General features: G+C 29.4%; 14 protein-coding genes. 9 read left to right on the forward strand and 5 right to left on the reverse strand.

All coding sequences use genetic code 11. The features are described 5' to 3' along the window. The first annotated feature begins 103 nt into the window (after positions 1-103). From ACIQ56_RS07160 to ACIQ56_RS07170, 3 genes are read left to right on the forward strand one after another with little or no spacing between them, the layout of a single operon-like run. Positions 104-937: a leucine-rich repeat domain-containing protein gene (locus tag ACIQ56_RS07160; protein ID WP_397600385.1), complete on the forward strand. Its 834-nt coding sequence runs from the start codon at positions 104-106 to the stop codon at positions 935-937. A 49-nt stretch (positions 938-986) separates the two neighbouring features. Next, positions 987-2,177 (forward strand): multidrug effflux MFS transporter, encoded by a 1,191-nt coding sequence (locus ACIQ56_RS07165; protein WP_397600386.1) that lies wholly within the window; start codon positions 987-989, stop codon positions 2,175-2,177. A 17-nt stretch (positions 2,178-2,194) separates the two neighbouring features. Then, positions 2,195-3,418 carry a phosphodiester glycosidase family protein gene (locus ACIQ56_RS07170; RefSeq protein ID WP_397600387.1) on the forward strand — a complete coding sequence of 408 codons (1,224 nt, stop codon included), beginning with the start codon at positions 2,195-2,197 and terminating at the stop codon, positions 3,416-3,418. A 10-nt stretch (positions 3,419-3,428) separates the two neighbouring features. Here the strand turns inward: ACIQ56_RS07170 and ACIQ56_RS07175 are convergent, their stop codons facing one another. From ACIQ56_RS07175 to ffh, 5 genes are all read right to left on the reverse strand, one after another. Next, a complete protein-coding gene (locus tag ACIQ56_RS07175; protein ID WP_397600388.1) occupies positions 3,429-4,106 on the reverse strand; it encodes a hypothetical protein in 678 nt (225 codons plus the stop codon). Positions 4,107-4,179: 73 nt separating this feature from the next. Further along, the gene (locus ACIQ56_RS07180) at positions 4,180-4,668 is read right to left on the reverse strand and encodes a cache domain-containing protein (protein ID WP_397600389.1); all 489 of its coding nucleotides are present in this window, start codon (positions 4,666-4,668) and stop codon (positions 4,180-4,182) included. Between the two features lie 30 nt (positions 4,669-4,698). Then, entirely contained in the window at positions 4,699-5,187 is a 489-nt protein-coding gene (locus tag ACIQ56_RS07185; RefSeq protein WP_397600390.1) for a cache domain-containing protein, read from the reverse strand. A 121-nt stretch (positions 5,188-5,308) separates the two neighbouring features. Further along, positions 5,309-6,844, reverse strand: a complete 1,536-nt coding sequence (gene miaB / locus ACIQ56_RS07190; protein WP_397600391.1) for a tRNA (N6-isopentenyl adenosine(37)-C2)-methylthiotransferase MiaB — start codon at positions 6,842-6,844, stop codon at positions 5,309-5,311. A 34-nt stretch (positions 6,845-6,878) separates the two neighbouring features. Next, on the reverse strand, positions 6,879-8,507 hold the full coding sequence (ffh, locus tag ACIQ56_RS07195; RefSeq protein ID WP_397600392.1) for a signal recognition particle protein: 1,629 nt from the start codon (positions 8,505-8,507) through the stop codon (positions 6,879-6,881). A gap of 199 nt (positions 8,508-8,706) precedes the next feature. On the opposite strand from ffh, the gene fabD reads away from it, so the two are divergent. The 6 genes from fabD (at position 8,707) to ACIQ56_RS07225 (ending at position 15,220) form a co-directional block, all read left to right on the forward strand. After that, complete coding sequence (gene fabD, locus ACIQ56_RS07200; RefSeq protein ID WP_397600393.1) at positions 8,707-9,651, forward strand: ACP S-malonyltransferase; 945 nt, start codon at positions 8,707-8,709, stop codon at positions 9,649-9,651. Positions 9,652-9,670: 19 nt separating this feature from the next. Beyond that, a complete protein-coding gene (gene map, locus ACIQ56_RS07205; protein ID WP_397600394.1) occupies positions 9,671-10,495 on the forward strand; it encodes a type I methionyl aminopeptidase in 825 nt (274 codons plus the stop codon). Positions 10,496-10,498: 3 nt separating this feature from the next. Next, the gene (locus ACIQ56_RS07210) at positions 10,499-11,182 is read left to right on the forward strand and encodes a dihydrofolate reductase family protein (RefSeq protein WP_397600395.1); all 684 of its coding nucleotides are present in this window, start codon (positions 10,499-10,501) and stop codon (positions 11,180-11,182) included. A gap of 29 nt (positions 11,183-11,211) precedes the next feature. Then, a complete protein-coding gene (locus ACIQ56_RS07215) occupies positions 11,212-12,459 on the forward strand; it encodes a multidrug effflux MFS transporter (RefSeq protein WP_397600396.1) in 1,248 nt (415 codons plus the stop codon). Between the two features lie 258 nt (positions 12,460-12,717). Then, the gene (locus tag ACIQ56_RS07220) at positions 12,718-14,229 is read left to right on the forward strand and encodes an ABC transporter substrate-binding protein (protein WP_397600397.1); all 1,512 of its coding nucleotides are present in this window, start codon (positions 12,718-12,720) and stop codon (positions 14,227-14,229) included. A 31-nt stretch (positions 14,230-14,260) separates the two neighbouring features. Beyond that, on the forward strand, positions 14,261-15,220 hold the full coding sequence (locus tag ACIQ56_RS07225) for a hypothetical protein (protein ID WP_397600398.1): 960 nt from the start codon (positions 14,261-14,263) through the stop codon (positions 15,218-15,220). Positions 15,221-15,342: the final 122 nt, after the last annotated feature.

Here is a 15,342-nt window from a genome sequence, read left to right on the forward strand (position 1 = left end):
CAATGAATATCATCTCTGGGAGCCGGATGTGGGAAAACTACAAGTCCGGTTCTGCAGGGGTTTCATGGCAATGAATTACTTTATTTGAAAGGAAATAAAAGTCATGTCTCTACCTACCAGCTTTGAAAGCCTCTTAAATTATCTAAGCATAGATTCTATTTCACCAGAACATGAATTTAGCAAAAAAACAATTTATCGAATTTTTAAAACAAAAATTCCGCAAGAGGCTGAGAAGTTTTTAAGCCAGGCAAAATCACTTGATTTAAGTTCTTTTCCTGAAGCTAAAAAAGTTGTGCTTGATTCCTCTTTTTTCAAATTTATTCCGCAGATTGAAAATTTAAACTTAGATTATCAAATGATTTCAGATTGGAATGACTTATCTTCTTTTATTTTATTAACTAAACTATCTATGAAAGGTCATAACCTTTCTAATTTTCAAAATATTTCTCGATTTATTAAATTAAAAGATCTTAATTTAGATGAAAATCAATTTATCTCATTAGAAGGTTTAGATAGTTTTAAAGAGCTTATCGTTTTGTCTTTAAAAAAGAATAAAATAAGGAAAATTCATGAAATATCTCATTTGCCTTTATTAGAAGAATTAAATATCTCTGAAAATGACATATCTGATATTAAGCCTTTAAAAGACAATAGCTTCTTAAAAAAATTAACTGCGAATAAAAATTTACTAGATAGTATTGAACCTCTTGCTAAATCTAAAATGCTATCTGTTTTATCATTAGTGGATAATCAAATCTCTGAAATTGAGTCTATTCAATATTTAAATAATTTGACTAAACTTGATTTAAGAAAAAATAGAATTCGTAATGTCAAAAGTTTAAAAGATTTAAGAAATCTTTTTGAACTAGGATTATCAGGAAATCCGTTATATGATGATGATTATGATGTTTTTCCAAGATCTTTAAGAATAGATTGACTTTTTTGATTCAGATAAATTTTTCGATATTTTATTTATTGGAAAACGAATGAATAAAAATTTTTTTAATTCTCATAAACTTGTTTTTGCTATTATTTTGTTTATGGTGCCAGTTTCTCAGGCATCCATAGATATTTATTCTCCTTCTATGCCTCATATCGTAAATGGATTAAATACAACAGAAAGTAAGGTTCAGCTTACAATTTCATTGTTTTTACTGTCCTTAGGTTTTGGTCAGTATTTATATGGCGCAATATCTGATAGTATTGGTAGAAAAAAATCACTTTTAATCGGAATGTTTCTTTTTACGATTTCAAGTTTAGCGTGTTATTATTCTTCAAATATTGAAATTTTAATTTTGGCTCGATTTTTTCAGGGGCTTGGAGCAGCATCTATCGCTGTTCTTTCAAAAGCAGTTTCTGTTGACTTATATGATGGAATTGTTTTGATGAAAGCCAGTGCCTGGATTGGACTTATTTGGGGTGTAGCACCTATTGTAGCACCTGTTATTGGTGGACATTTAGATGAATTTGGTGGCTGGCGGTTATCATTTTTGGTTCTAGCTATTTATGGTTTTATTTCTTGTTTATTTGTAATTTTATTCATGCCTGAAACAAACAAAAAATTTCAAAAATTTAATTTTAAATATATCCTGAAAACTTCATTATTTATTTTAAAGAATAAAGATTTTATGGGTAGTACTTTAATTATAGCAACGACAAATTTGGGTTTATTTGTTTTCACTTTGATGGCACCTTTTTTAATTCAAAATATATTAGGAAAAAGTCAAATATTTTTTGGTTATATGGCTTTAGTAATTGGAGCTGTCTATATTTTAGGCGCATTTTTAAGCAATTATGCAATAAGAAATTTTGAAAGTGATAAAATAATTAATTTAGTTTCTAAAATGCTTCTATTTATTGGAATTATAATGGTTTTTATTTCTTTTCTTTTTCCAAAATCGATATGGATATTGATGCTTACATCATCATTGTTTGCATTCTCTTCTGGTTTCTTATATCCTTTTTTGGTTGGGAGAATGTTTGCTCCATTTCAAAATATAGCGGGAATGGTAAGTGCAAATTATGGAATTGTTTCTTATACTTTTTCTGGAATTATTTCTATAATAATAAGCTTTTTAAAAATTACTTCTCTAGTAGAAATCTCATATGCTTATTGTTTGGTTGGTATTATAACTTATTTATCTATGAGATTCATGTTTAAATTTAATTTTAAATAAGTACCTTTAGGATTAAAATGAAAAATAAAAAGACATTTAAGATTGGGTTATTTTTTTTTATTATAATATATTTTATTCAGGGCTGTATATCTAATAATATAAATAAAATAGATTATTTAAAAAAAGTAAACGAATTTAGTGAAAATAATATGAAAATTATTCATGAAAAGTTTTTGGAAAAAAATGAAATTGATATTTTTTCTGCAGAGTTTCCAAGTTCAAAATTTTCTATTGAGTTAGTAAAATCATTTGATAAAATTGATTCAAGTGATAGAGTTTCAAACTTAGCAAAACAAAAAAATGCTATTTTAGCAATAAATGGTGGCTTTTTTTCAATTCATGAGCATAAAAAAGGAATTAAACTTCCAGGTTATAATTTAAATACATGTTATCCTAATATATATAGTCCTTATAGTGCGTTGCCATCTCGAATTTTAAAAATAAACGAAAAATGGTATGGATCCTTTTCAGAGTTTAATAGTTCCGTTGGTTGGGATAAAGATGGAAAAAATTTTGTAGTTGGAAAAATTTCTTCTTTTCCAATTTTGAAATATAACGGTCAAAATATTCCGTTTTTAGTATTAAATAAATATGTTGAAAATTTTAATTTCGTTGTTTTCACTTCTGTATGGAGTCGACCTGTTCCTTTAAACAAAAAAGGACTTGTAATTACTGTTAAAAAAAATAAAATTTCAAAAATAGAGAAAGTAATAAAACCAAGAGGAAATTTAATAAATATTCCCAATAATGGATTTGTGATTTATACAAGTGATATTGAAAATAAATATAATTTTGAAAAAGGAAAAGAGATAATTTTAAATATGAATATTCATTCAGAAAGTAATGAAGATATTCGGAAATGGAATAATGTTGATTATATCTTGAGCGGTGTTCCTTATTTAATTAAAAATGGGATTATAAATACAGATTATTCTGACTCCTCTTTTTTTATAAACGCTCATGCTAGAACGGCAATTTGTAAATTAAAAAATAAAAATATTCTTTTTTTAGTTGCTAATGGATCTGATGAAGTAACTGGAAAAAGTATTGGTTTAGGTATTCCCGATCTTACCAAATTGATGATGGATAAAGGCTGTACCGATGCTATTAATTTAGATGGTGGTCATTCCTCTGTTTTTTATTTTAAAGGAAAAGTTTTAAATAGAACTTTTCCAGCAGATGAAGAAGATTGCTTTAAACTTCATGAAAGAGCTGTGTCTGATGTTATCGTTGTAAAATAATATACTTAACCTAGTAATTGAGCATGATGTATTGAAAAATAATATTATCTTTATCTATTTTAGAAATTCCTAAATTAAATTTATTTTTAAAATTCTTTGATTTTTTAGCTTTATTAAAGCAAATATATAAATCTCTGTTTTTTATATATTTATTTTCAAAATTAAATTTATCTTTAAATTCTGGAGTGATTGATATTAAATATTCAAAAATATTTTTTTCTATTACAGAGATATCAATTCTTCCATGTAAAAGTTTTGTTAAATTAACTAAATCGGTATTTGATTCTTCTATTGAAATAATATTTTTTTCGCTTAAAATTTTAAATTCTTCAGTAAAAAATCTATTACGGACGTTTCCAATAACTTTTCCTTTTAAATCTGTTAATTTATTCCAATCCCAGTCTTTTTGTTTTAAAACTGCAAAACCCATTGAACTTTTTCCAAGAGAAGACGATTGTTGAAAATCATTTTTATCACAATCATATGATGGAAAGTAACCGTTATATGGTTCTTTTTTAGCTTCTAATGGTGCACGAGCTGAGGGTAAAAAAATAAAATTTGTTTCAATTTTTTGTGTTTTAAAAGAAGCTTTTATCAATGTTCCAAGCAAGCCATTGTCTGGAAGTTCTTCTAAAGTATATGGAGACCATGTTGATGTAGCAAGATTTACAGTTAAGTTTTCTGCCACACAAATATTATTTAAAATTACTAAATTTAAAAAATAAAATATAATTACAATTTTTTTTTATTTTGAAAAAATATCATTTATTTTCCTCGCTCTCGTATAAACCAGAGCCAAGCCACCATGTATTATCAACGGAAACGCTGTATCCTATTTTTCTTTCTACCTTTTTAGTAGCTGGATTTGTCCAGGTATATGAAGCCCAGTGGTTTTTACTATTTTTTGCAGCTTTTATCATAATTTGAACTGGATAATTTCCCTCAATATCTTTTATATCAAATAAGTTAAATCCAGCTAATTTTGGTTTACCACCATGAGCTAAAACAATTCCTTTAAAGTCATAAGCATAGATATATAAAATTCCATTTTTCCCTTTTAGAAATTCTCCTTTTGGGTTTATGAATTCTTTTAATGCAGCATCTTTCCCATTTTTTTTAACGAAATCGAGCGCTTTAAGAACAAATTCTTCTACATCTTTTTTTGTGTATTTTTGCTGAGAATACGAATTTATTTTGAATAAATTAAGAAGAATTATAATAAATAAAATCCTAATTGTTTTATAATTCATTTAATGCTCCAAATACTTAAATATTTTTAGTTATTTTTTAGTATCTTCTGTTTCATATAAGCCAGAACCAATCCACCATGTATCATCCACTTTAAGGCAAAAACCATATTTTTTTTCAATTTTTTTGTCTGCAGGATTTATCCATATATATTTTATCCAGTGATCTTTTGAATTTACTGCATTTATTAATTTTTGAATAGGGTAATTTCCTTCAGGATCTTTTAAATGAAACAAATTAACACCAACTAATTTAGGTTTATCGCCATGAGCTAAAACATTTCCTTTGAAATCAAAAGCAAAAATATATAATTCGCCATGCTCTCCTTTAATAAATTCGCCTTTTGGATTCATAAATTCTTTTAGAGCATGAGTTATTCCGTAGTTTTTTGCATAATTTACAGCTTTTAATACAAATTCTTCTATGTCTTTTTTTGTGTATTTTTCTTTTGAAAATGAATTCATATTTATAAAAAATGAAAAAAATATTAAAATAAATATTTTAATTTTGGAAAACACCATATTTATTCCCTAATTTTAAATCACCTATAAAATTTTAACTTTATAGGATGATCATAGCAAAGTTAGGGTATAAAGATTTTGACAATATTTAAGAATTTACATTAAATGGGAAAAATGAGGACTAAATAAGTTGTCCTTCAAGAGCAGTTAAATTCGCACCAATTATTTTAATAGGTAAAATCATACCAATCAAATTTCTTGGAGAATGAATTTTAACAAGTCTTCCTTCATAAGTTCTTCCATACCAACTATTTTCTTCTTTTCTATTTTTGTACAATACAAGAACTTCTCTTATTTTAGAAATTTCAGCGAAATTTTGTCTTTCTGTTTCTTTGCGTTGAAGTTCTAAGAGCTGTTGTAAACGTTGGTCTTTTATATTTTCTGGAACTTGGTCTTTAAAACGAGTTGCAGGTGTTCCTTTACGAATAGAATACTTAAAGGCAAAAATAAAAGCGTATTGCATTTCTTTTACAAGACTTAAAGTATCTTCAAAATCTTGATCCGTTTCACCTGGGAAACCGACAATAATATCTGTACTAAATGCAATGTCAGGACGAACATCACGTATCCATTTTACTCGTTCAAAATATTCTGTTCTTGTATATTGGCGATTCATTCTATCTAAAATGCGGTCACTTCCTGATTGCACTGCTAAATGAAACGAATTTGTTACTTTAGGTAAATCAGCAAAAGCCTTAGCTAAGTTTGGTGTGAAATCATGAGGATTTGAAGTTGTAAAACGAATACGTTCTACACCTGGAATATTACTTACAGTATATAATAAATCGGCAAATGGAAGTTTTCCATTTGAAGAATGAATATCTTGTGCGCCAATAAGATCTAGTCCATATGAGTTTACATTTTGACCTAATAAAATAATTTCTTTTACACCTTTGTCCACAAGATATTTTACTTCATCGATGATTTCTACTTCTGGACGACTTTTTTCACGCCCTCTTGTATAAGGAACAACGCAAAATGTACAGAAATTATTACATCCTTTGATTATATTAACGTAACGAGTGACTTCATTTTTATTTTCATCATAATAAGGAGGGATTACATCTATTGGAATTGAGTAACCTTCTTCTTTATTATCAAATTTTGTTAATATAAAAGGAGCCTCTTTGTTTGTAGAATAGCTTTCTTTTATTTTTTTATCATTTTCAGATTTTTCAATTACTTTTTCAAGTAATGATGGTAACTCTTCAATTTGATCTGGTCCAAATATCATATCGATATAAGGAACTTCTTTTGCAAGAGCTTGTGATTCTGCTTGTGCAACACAACCAGAAACAGCTATAATTAAATTTGGATTTGAATCTTTTAAAGGGCGAATTTCACCAAGACGACTGACTACTTTATGTCTTGCTTTTTCACGAATATGACAAGTATTTAATAAAATAAAATCAGCATCATTTGGATTTTCGGTAGGACGGTAATTCAGTCTTCCTAACAAGCCTAGCATACGCTCAGAGTCAGCCACATTCATTTGGCAACCCCAAGTTTGTACATAAACTTTTTTTAGATAGGGTTCATTTTTTTCACCCACATTCGGATATTCAACCTGTGGCTTTGGCATGTATTTTGCAAATAGAGCTTCGGGCCCTGCTGCTGAAGATGAGCTTAAAAAAGTTGATTTATGAATTCCAAACATGGTTTGATTTCCTATCTAAAGTAACAGAAACGTTTTAGCGTTTTTTTTGTTTTTTTAATTTTTCTTCTTTTTTTCTTTTTTTCATACGATTGATTTCGGCCATATCTGCAGCGCTTAATCCACCGCTACCACCCATACTTGGCATGTTTGGCATTCCGCCACCTCCGCCAAATAAGCTATTTAAGCCTCCCATGGCACCACCACCAGGCATTCCGGGCATGCCACCAGCACCGCCGCCCATCATTTTTGCCATTTTTGCCATTTTTGCCATTTGATTTAACTGGCCGAGTCCAGGGATTTTAGACATCAGTCCTCCGCCTCCACCTAAACCTAATCCGCCCATCATTTGCATCATTTGACGCATTTGCATGAATTGATCGACGAGATCTTTCACATCTTTTTCTGTGTGGGCAGAACCTTTTGCTATTCTCGCAATACGACTGCGCGCCGTTTGGGATTTTTGAATGAGAAGAAGATCGGGATTTTCTCTTTCTTTTTTCGTCATGGACTGAACGATAGAACCCTTGCGAACAATATCTTTATCATTCACTTTATCCATGTCTTTTTCAGAAATTTGAGATGCTAAAGGTGTTTTTGCAAGAACATCTTTAATTGGTCCCATTTTTCCAATAGTGCCAATCATTTCTAGAAAATCGTTAAAATCAAAATGACCTTCCATCATTCTGCTTGCACTTTTTTCTGCGTGTTCCATATCGATGGCTTTTGTAAAGTCATCCATAAGACCAACAACATCACCCATGCCCAAAATTCTACCAGCCATACCTTCTGGACGGAATTCTTCGAGTTTGTCTAATGTCTCGCCAGTACCAACAAATAAAATATTTTTACCTGTTACTTTTTTAACAGAAAGAGCAGCTCCTCCACGGGTATCGCCATCTAATTTAGTAAGAATGACACCAGATAAGTTGAGTCTCATATCAAAAGCGGAAGCAGTACGAACGGCATCTTGGCCAATCATGGAGTCAATAACAAGAAGAATATTTTGAGGGTTTACTGCAGATTTTACGGATTCAAGTTCATTCATTAAATTATTATCAATTGCTAAACGACCTGCAGTATCAATAATGACAAGATCAAGCCATTCCGATCGTGCAAATTCAATTCCTTTTTCAGCAATTTCAACCGCATTATTTGTGTCTAAAGTAAACACAGGAACATTAATTTTATCGCCTAATATTTTTAATTGATCACGTGCAGCCGGTCGATAAACATCGGCAGCAACAAGTAATGGTCGCATTTTATGGCGTTCAGCTAATAATTTAGCAAGTTTTGCTGCGTGAGTTGTTTTACCAGCACCTTGTAAACCAACTAATAAAATAACCGTAGGGCCTTTTGTATTTTTTATGATTTCGGTTTGATTGCCACCTAAAAACTCGACAAGTTCATCGTGACAAGTTTTTATAAAGTGATCACTAGCTGTTACTTTTTGTCCTGCACTGGATTTTAAGGTGACAACGTCATTTAATGCTTTTTGGCGTACATTTTCCACAAATTGTTTTGTGACCTTAAGATCGACGTCGGCATCAAGTAATGATCTTTTAACAGCATCTAGAGCAGGCGCAATATTTTCATCTGTTAGACGACCTTGCCCTTTTAATTTAAGGGTAGCGTCTTTAAATCCTTGGGTGACTAAGTCAAACATGTTGTAACCTTTCCACAAAAAATCAACCACAAATGAGTCTCTATAACCTTCAAAATAGCTAAAGGTCAATGTAAAAGACGATAATGAAAGAACATAGCCTTTGACAAATGATCCCTTTTTTTATGCTGGAGACATTTAAAAGACTCTGGTATTCAAAGCAAGTGCTTATCATGCAATGCACTTAATAAGGAGTATTTATATGGCTGACGTTGTTTTTATGTTTCCAGGTCAAGGCAGTCAATTTGTAGGAATGGGAAAGGATATATTTGAGCAATTTCATGAAGTTAAAGATGCTTTTCAAGAGGCTTCGGATGTTTTAGGAATAAGTATGGAACGTCTTTGTTTTGAAGACTCTGAAGCAAAATTAAACTTAACGGAATTTACCCAACCAGCTATCCTGACCCTGAGCACGGCAATCTATCGAACTCTTGAAAAAAGAGCAAATGTAGAATCCTATTTCGTTGCAGGACACAGTCTTGGTGAATACTCAGCTCTTGTTTCTTTAGGTGCATTATCATTTTCAGATGCCTTAAAGTCCGTGCATTTTAGAGGACAAGCAATGCAAAGAGCTGTTCCTATTGGAGTGGGAGCCATGGCAGCCTATTTAGGAAATTCAGGCAACTTAATTGAAGAGGTTTGTAAGGAAGTTTCTACTCCAAATGCTGTAGTAGAAATTGTCAACTTTAATTCACCAGGACAATTGGTATTGAGTGGCCATAAGAGTGCTGTAGATAAAGCCTGTGAAGTTATCTCTGAAAAAAAACTTGGGAAAGCAAAGTCTTTAGCGGTTAGTGCACCCTTTCAATCTTCTTTAATGCAACCTGCAGCAAAAGAAATGGAGAGTTTTTTAGCAAATATTGAATTGCATAAATTTTCTGGTAAAATTATAGCAAATGTTGATGCGAATATTTATTCAGGTGAAACATATACAAAAAGTATTCTTGTAAAACAAATTGCAAGTGCTGTATTATGGACACAATCTTTATCAAAAATAAATCAAGAGTTAAATGAATCGCTTTTAGTTGAAGTGGGGCCTGGAAAAGTTTTACAAGGGTTAGCTAAAAAAACGATAGAAACTTCAAATACAATGGGGACATTTGATTTGAATGCGGTTAATTCAGTTCTAAATATTCTTTCTAAATAAAATTGGAGTTAACTTAAAAGTGGCAAAATTAAAGTCTCAAGAAGATGTTTTAAAAATGAGAGAAGCAGGAAGACTTGCTGCTCATACATTACGTCATGCAGGAAATTTTATTAAACCTGGAGTTAGTACAGAAGAAGTAAACGTGGCTGTGCATGAATTTATTGTTAAACATGGTGCTTACCCGAGTCCTTTAAATTATAAAGGATATCCTAAATCAGTTTGTACAAGTATTAATGATGTGATTTGTCATGGTATTCCAAGTGAAAAAGAAATATTAAAAGAAGGTGATATTGTAAATGTTGATGTCACTGTGACTTTAGATGGTTACTTTGGCGATTGTTCAAGAACTTTTTATGTTGGAGAACATATTTCAGAAGAGAGTAAAAAAGTAACACAAGTAGCGGAAGAAAGTCTTGCTCGTGCCATTGCTGTAACTAAACATGGCAATCGCCTTGGTGATATTGGATGGGCAATTCAAGGATATGCTGAAAAAGAAGGTTGTGGAGTTGTTCGTGATTTTGTTGGTCATGGAATAGGAAAAGTGTTTCATGAACCCGATCTTCAAATTCCTCATTATGGCAAAGCGGGAACGGGATTAAAAATTGTTCGAGGCATGATTTTCACAATTGAGCCTATGATCAATGGTGGTGACTGGCGCATGAAAATGATGAAAGATGGTTGGACTGCAAAAACAGTAGATGGAAAACCTTCCGCTCAATTTGAACATACCATTGCCATTGTTGGAGATGGTATCGAAATATTAACAGCACTTGAAGATGATCCTATTGCAATAAGAGCCAAAGAACTTGGAGCTCATATTCTATGGCCTGCTCTAAAGGTATAGCAAATGGATAAGATAAAGAAACAAGATTTTGAAATTTTAAATATTATAGCATCTGCAGTAGATGGAAAAATTGCAAGTCATAGTATGGAATCTTCTTTTGAGAGAAATCAAATTGGAATGATTTGTAATGAAGATTTTCAAAGAATGAGATCATCAGTTGCTACTTGTGATGCTGTATTTATTGGAGCAAAAAGCATAGAGACTGAAAAAGGTGCTTTTCGAGTTTCTGATTTAACAAAAAATCAAACTGAACCTGAGTGGATAGTATTTACTCAATCGGGAAATATTTCATTTCAACACCCATTTTGGAAACAAAAAAATATTCCTAAAAGTATTTTTTTTGTTTCTTCTTTTAATCTTAACGAAGAACCAATGTTACGTTTAGAGGAAAAAGAAGAAGAGTTTGGTAAAATAAAATATTATTTAGGTAATATTTTAGGATTATTAAATTATTTAAATACAATAAATAAAAAAAGATTTGCTTTACTTGGAGGCGGGAAATTAAATACCGCTTTTTGGGAGCAAAATTTAGTTACCGATCTTTTATTAACGGTAAGTCCTATAGTTATAGGAAATATGCACTCACCTAATCTAGTTTCTTCTTCACACCTTCTTTCTAAGAAACTAGAATGCAGAAAAGTTACTCAATCGGGGAATTTTGTATTTATTGACTATAAGGTGTTTTAAATACTTATTGAAAGATTGGAAATTAAAAAATGGAATATTCTGCTGTTCAAAAAGAAAATGAACAATTTCAAAATAAAGAACCTAATTTTAGTAAAATACATAGAATATTATTTATATCTTGTATCATTTTTATTTGTGCAATTGGATTTGTTGCTTCTGATATTTATTTGCCTTCCTTGCCAGCTATAGCAGAGTATTATCATAAAGAAGCCTTTTGGGCTCAAAGTACAATGACAGCATTTTTAATAACAATGGCTGTTTTTCAAATTTTTTCAGGATCTTTGTCTGATAAATTTGGAAGAAAAAAAGTTCTTTTTATATTTATGATTATTTTTATTTTAGCTTCAGTTGGTTGTTTTAATTCTTCAACTATTTATGAGCTCATTTTTTTTAGAGTCCTTCAGGCTATTGGTGCTTGTGCAGGTATGTCAATAGGGCAAGCGATAGTTGCCGATCTTTTTAATTCAAAAGAAATGGGAAGAATTTTATCTATTACGATTCCCTTAGTTGCGTTTTCACCTGCAATTGCTCCTGTTCTTGGTGGGCATATTGAAATACATTTTAATTGGCAGACAAATTTTTTAATCTTAGCTTTATATGGCTTAGTTATTATTTTTATGCTGCTCTCTCCAATTATACCAAAGTTACAAGAAAATAATTTTTCTCAAAAAAATTCAGCTTTTGATATAAAAGTTTTTATTCAAATTTTATTTCATAAGAAATTTTTTGGCTTTGCATTATTTATGATGGTATCCAATGCTTCTTATTTTTCTTTTGTTGCAGCCTGTCCTTTTTTGTTAAAGAAATTTGGTTATTCGCCTGCTGCAGTTGGGTATGCTTTTTGTGCCGCATCGTTTCCTTATATGTTTGCTTCGTTTATGGGAAGAAAATTATCGCTTACAAAATCAAGTTTGCAGATTATTTTTTTAGGATTATTTTTAAATGTAATAGGCGGGTTTACTTTGCTTATTATGTTTTTCTTAAATTGGCCGCATATTTTAGCGTTAATGATACCAGTTTTCATAATAACAATTGGAAACGGTTTATTAATGCCATTTTCATCTGCGAATGCCATTTCTCTTTTTCCTAAAAATGCAGGTATGGTTACTGGAACATTAGGTTCTATGCAGCTTACGGCTGCTGGTATTGGAACAGCTGTAATGGGAATTATTGAAAATGGTACTTTATATCCTCTCGGAGTTTTTGTTTTAGGAATAGCTTTTTTATCTATTATTTATTTTATTGGTATTTTTAAAATCTCTTCTATAAAAAATTAAAATGATTATGGGTTGTTATTTTTTCTAAAAATGAATTAAATTATTATACTTTTCATATTAAATAATTTTTAATTTATAAAATAGAATATTTATGATAAAAGCGTGCAATTATTTTTGGCATATATTTATAGATAATTATCATTATTTTATAAAAAAAAATTGACATTATTTACATTTTAAAAGAAATTCAAACTCTATTTTATATATTATAAATTATTAAAAATATATAAAAAATAAAGAGTTTAAGGCATTAAGTTTATGAAACATTTATATATATTAAGTTTGTGTTTTATGCCGTTCCAGCTATTTGCAAATAACTTGAATGATAGTTCTAAAAAAATTATATATTTTTGTGGCAATAATTCTGAATTTCCTTGGGAAGAAAATGCGGAACTTGCTTGTAGAGGAAGTTTTTATCCTGCTGTTTTAGGTTTATTATTTTACATTGATCATAATGCTGAAATAAATACATTATCTCTTGAATCTTTTAGTTGGGACTACAATAATAATTATTATAAACTTCGTTTGAAAAAGGATCTTTATTTTCATAATAACAGAAAAGTAAATTCAAAAGATCTTGAGTTCAGTATTTTACGCCATTTTTTTTCTAAGTATCCTAATATTGGAAATTCCTTTCAAATTAATTTAAAAGGAACTGAAAAAATTAAAAAAGGTCAACCTTACGAATCCGGATTGGTAGAGGGCTTAAAAATATTGGATGACAGAACAATTGCTATAACTCCGTCTAAGTCTAATCCCTCTTTTTTGTATACGCTAACTCATTTTAGTTTTTCGTTAGTACCTATTGAAGAGTTGAATCCAGATTTAATTACGTGGAAAAAATGGCCAGTTGGAGTGGGTGCTTATAAAGTAACAGAACATTTCAAAAATGAAAAGTCTTTCCTATTAAAGTTGGTAGATTCTTCTTCTTATCCAAATGCTCCAAAAGAAATATTGTATGAACAAGTACGTATAAATGAACCTGATATTACAAATAAAGATTATATCGCTTCAAAAAGCAAACAATATATAAAAGAAGAGCTGCTTGCACCTTTATATAGGCGTTTAATTGAATTTAATTATAGCTCTGAATTAGCTAAATCTAAAGATTTTAGAAAAGCATTAGCGTTTGCGATTTCTAGAGAAGAACTTTCTAACGCTACAAATGTATTAACTAGTCCGTTATATGAATTATTAACATCTTCAAGTATTGGTAGAATTAATATAAAAGAAAATCAAAATTTAAGTGAAGCAATAAAAATAATTAAAAGTTTAAAAATAAAAAATGAGATTATAGTTCCTTTTTCTGAAGATAGTTCTTATTTAGGAGAAAAATATCGAACAGTTTTAAAAGGACAGCTTAATAAAATTGGTCTTAAAATAAAGTTTAAAGAAAATATTAAAAATTTATGGGATCCATTTACAAAAGAATTTAAAAACTCTCCGTTTTATCTTCATTCAACTGAGGCAGATTATTATGATCCTATTTTGAATTTTACTAATTATAGATTTGGCTCACCTTCTAAAAATGCATACCCTGATGATAAATTAATTCAAAATTTGTTAGATGAGAGTCAAGAAGCGCCTAGTCGTGATATCTTAAATGAAAGATTAAAGAATATATCAAGATATTTTTATGAACAAAGATTTTTAATTCCTCTATTTGAAATTCCTAATATTGTTTATTATAAACCAGATAAAATTAGTTGTATTGGTACACAACTTGGAGGTGTAACTTTATATTTACAAAATATAAGAGTAAAAGATTAAACCAAATATCATTTTTTAGAAAGAATTTAATTTGAAACTTAGACCAATTGCAGATGAAATTTTAAAACGTTCAGCAAGAAATGGTTTTTTATTTGCTTCTTTTTCATTTTGTATTATTTCAATTATACTAATTATTTATTCCTATGATATTTATTTTGGTAGAACCCAAAAATTAGTAAAAGGTTATATTCCTGAAATATCATCTGCTCTAGTTATCGGAGATGTCCTATTTGTAAAAAAAATGCTATCATCAATAGAAAAAAGTTTATATTTTTCTACTCTATTTATAGAAGATGCATTAGAAAATAAAATAATAATATACAATGGTATTAAAATTCCAATAGAAAAGAAAAAAGAAATTATTAATAAATATTCTTATGTTATTTACAATGGAGAGCTTTATTTTTTAACAAAATTACATATGCATGGTAAAGATTTTTCACATAATATGAATTTAAATTTTGTTCAAAAAATTAATTATCTATTTATTTTAATAATAACATTACTAATGTTCTCTTTATGGTTTTTTATGTTTTTATTTGTGAAAAACCAAAGCAAAAAAAACTATGAAAAGATGTTTGTGCCTATAATGAGACTTTCAGAAAATCTGAAAGAAATTTCATCAAGTAAAGAAGAATATGATAAATTTGTTACATATTTAGAATTAGATTTAATTTATAAAAACTTTAATAATGTATATATCGAACTAAATAAAGCACAAGAACAATTAAAACAATTGGATATGATGCGTGCAATATCGACAACAATTCAAATGCTTGCTCATGATTTAAGGCATCCATTTGCTCATATTAAAAATGCATTACATGTAATGCTACGTTTATCAAACTATGATGAAATAAGACAATACATTAAAGATACCGGAAGAGCAATTGAGAAAGATATTTTAAGAGTGGAAAATATGCTATCCGATCTTTTGCATTTTAGAACGGAAGGTAAACCTAATTTTGTAGATACAAGTTTTTATAAGTAAAGTGATTCCTTTTGGTGGACAATATGCTATGAACTTAGGCGTTCATATAGAAGGGTTGTCCAATGTTAAAGAAGAAATCAGTTAAAAGTCAATATTCTCTTGAGTTTAAAAATCAAGTTCTA

It is taken from the genome of Silvanigrella sp. (genome assembly GCF_044369315.1).
In the GTDB taxonomy this organism is placed as follows: Bacteria; Bdellovibrionota_B; Oligoflexia; order Silvanigrellales; family Silvanigrellaceae; genus Silvanigrella.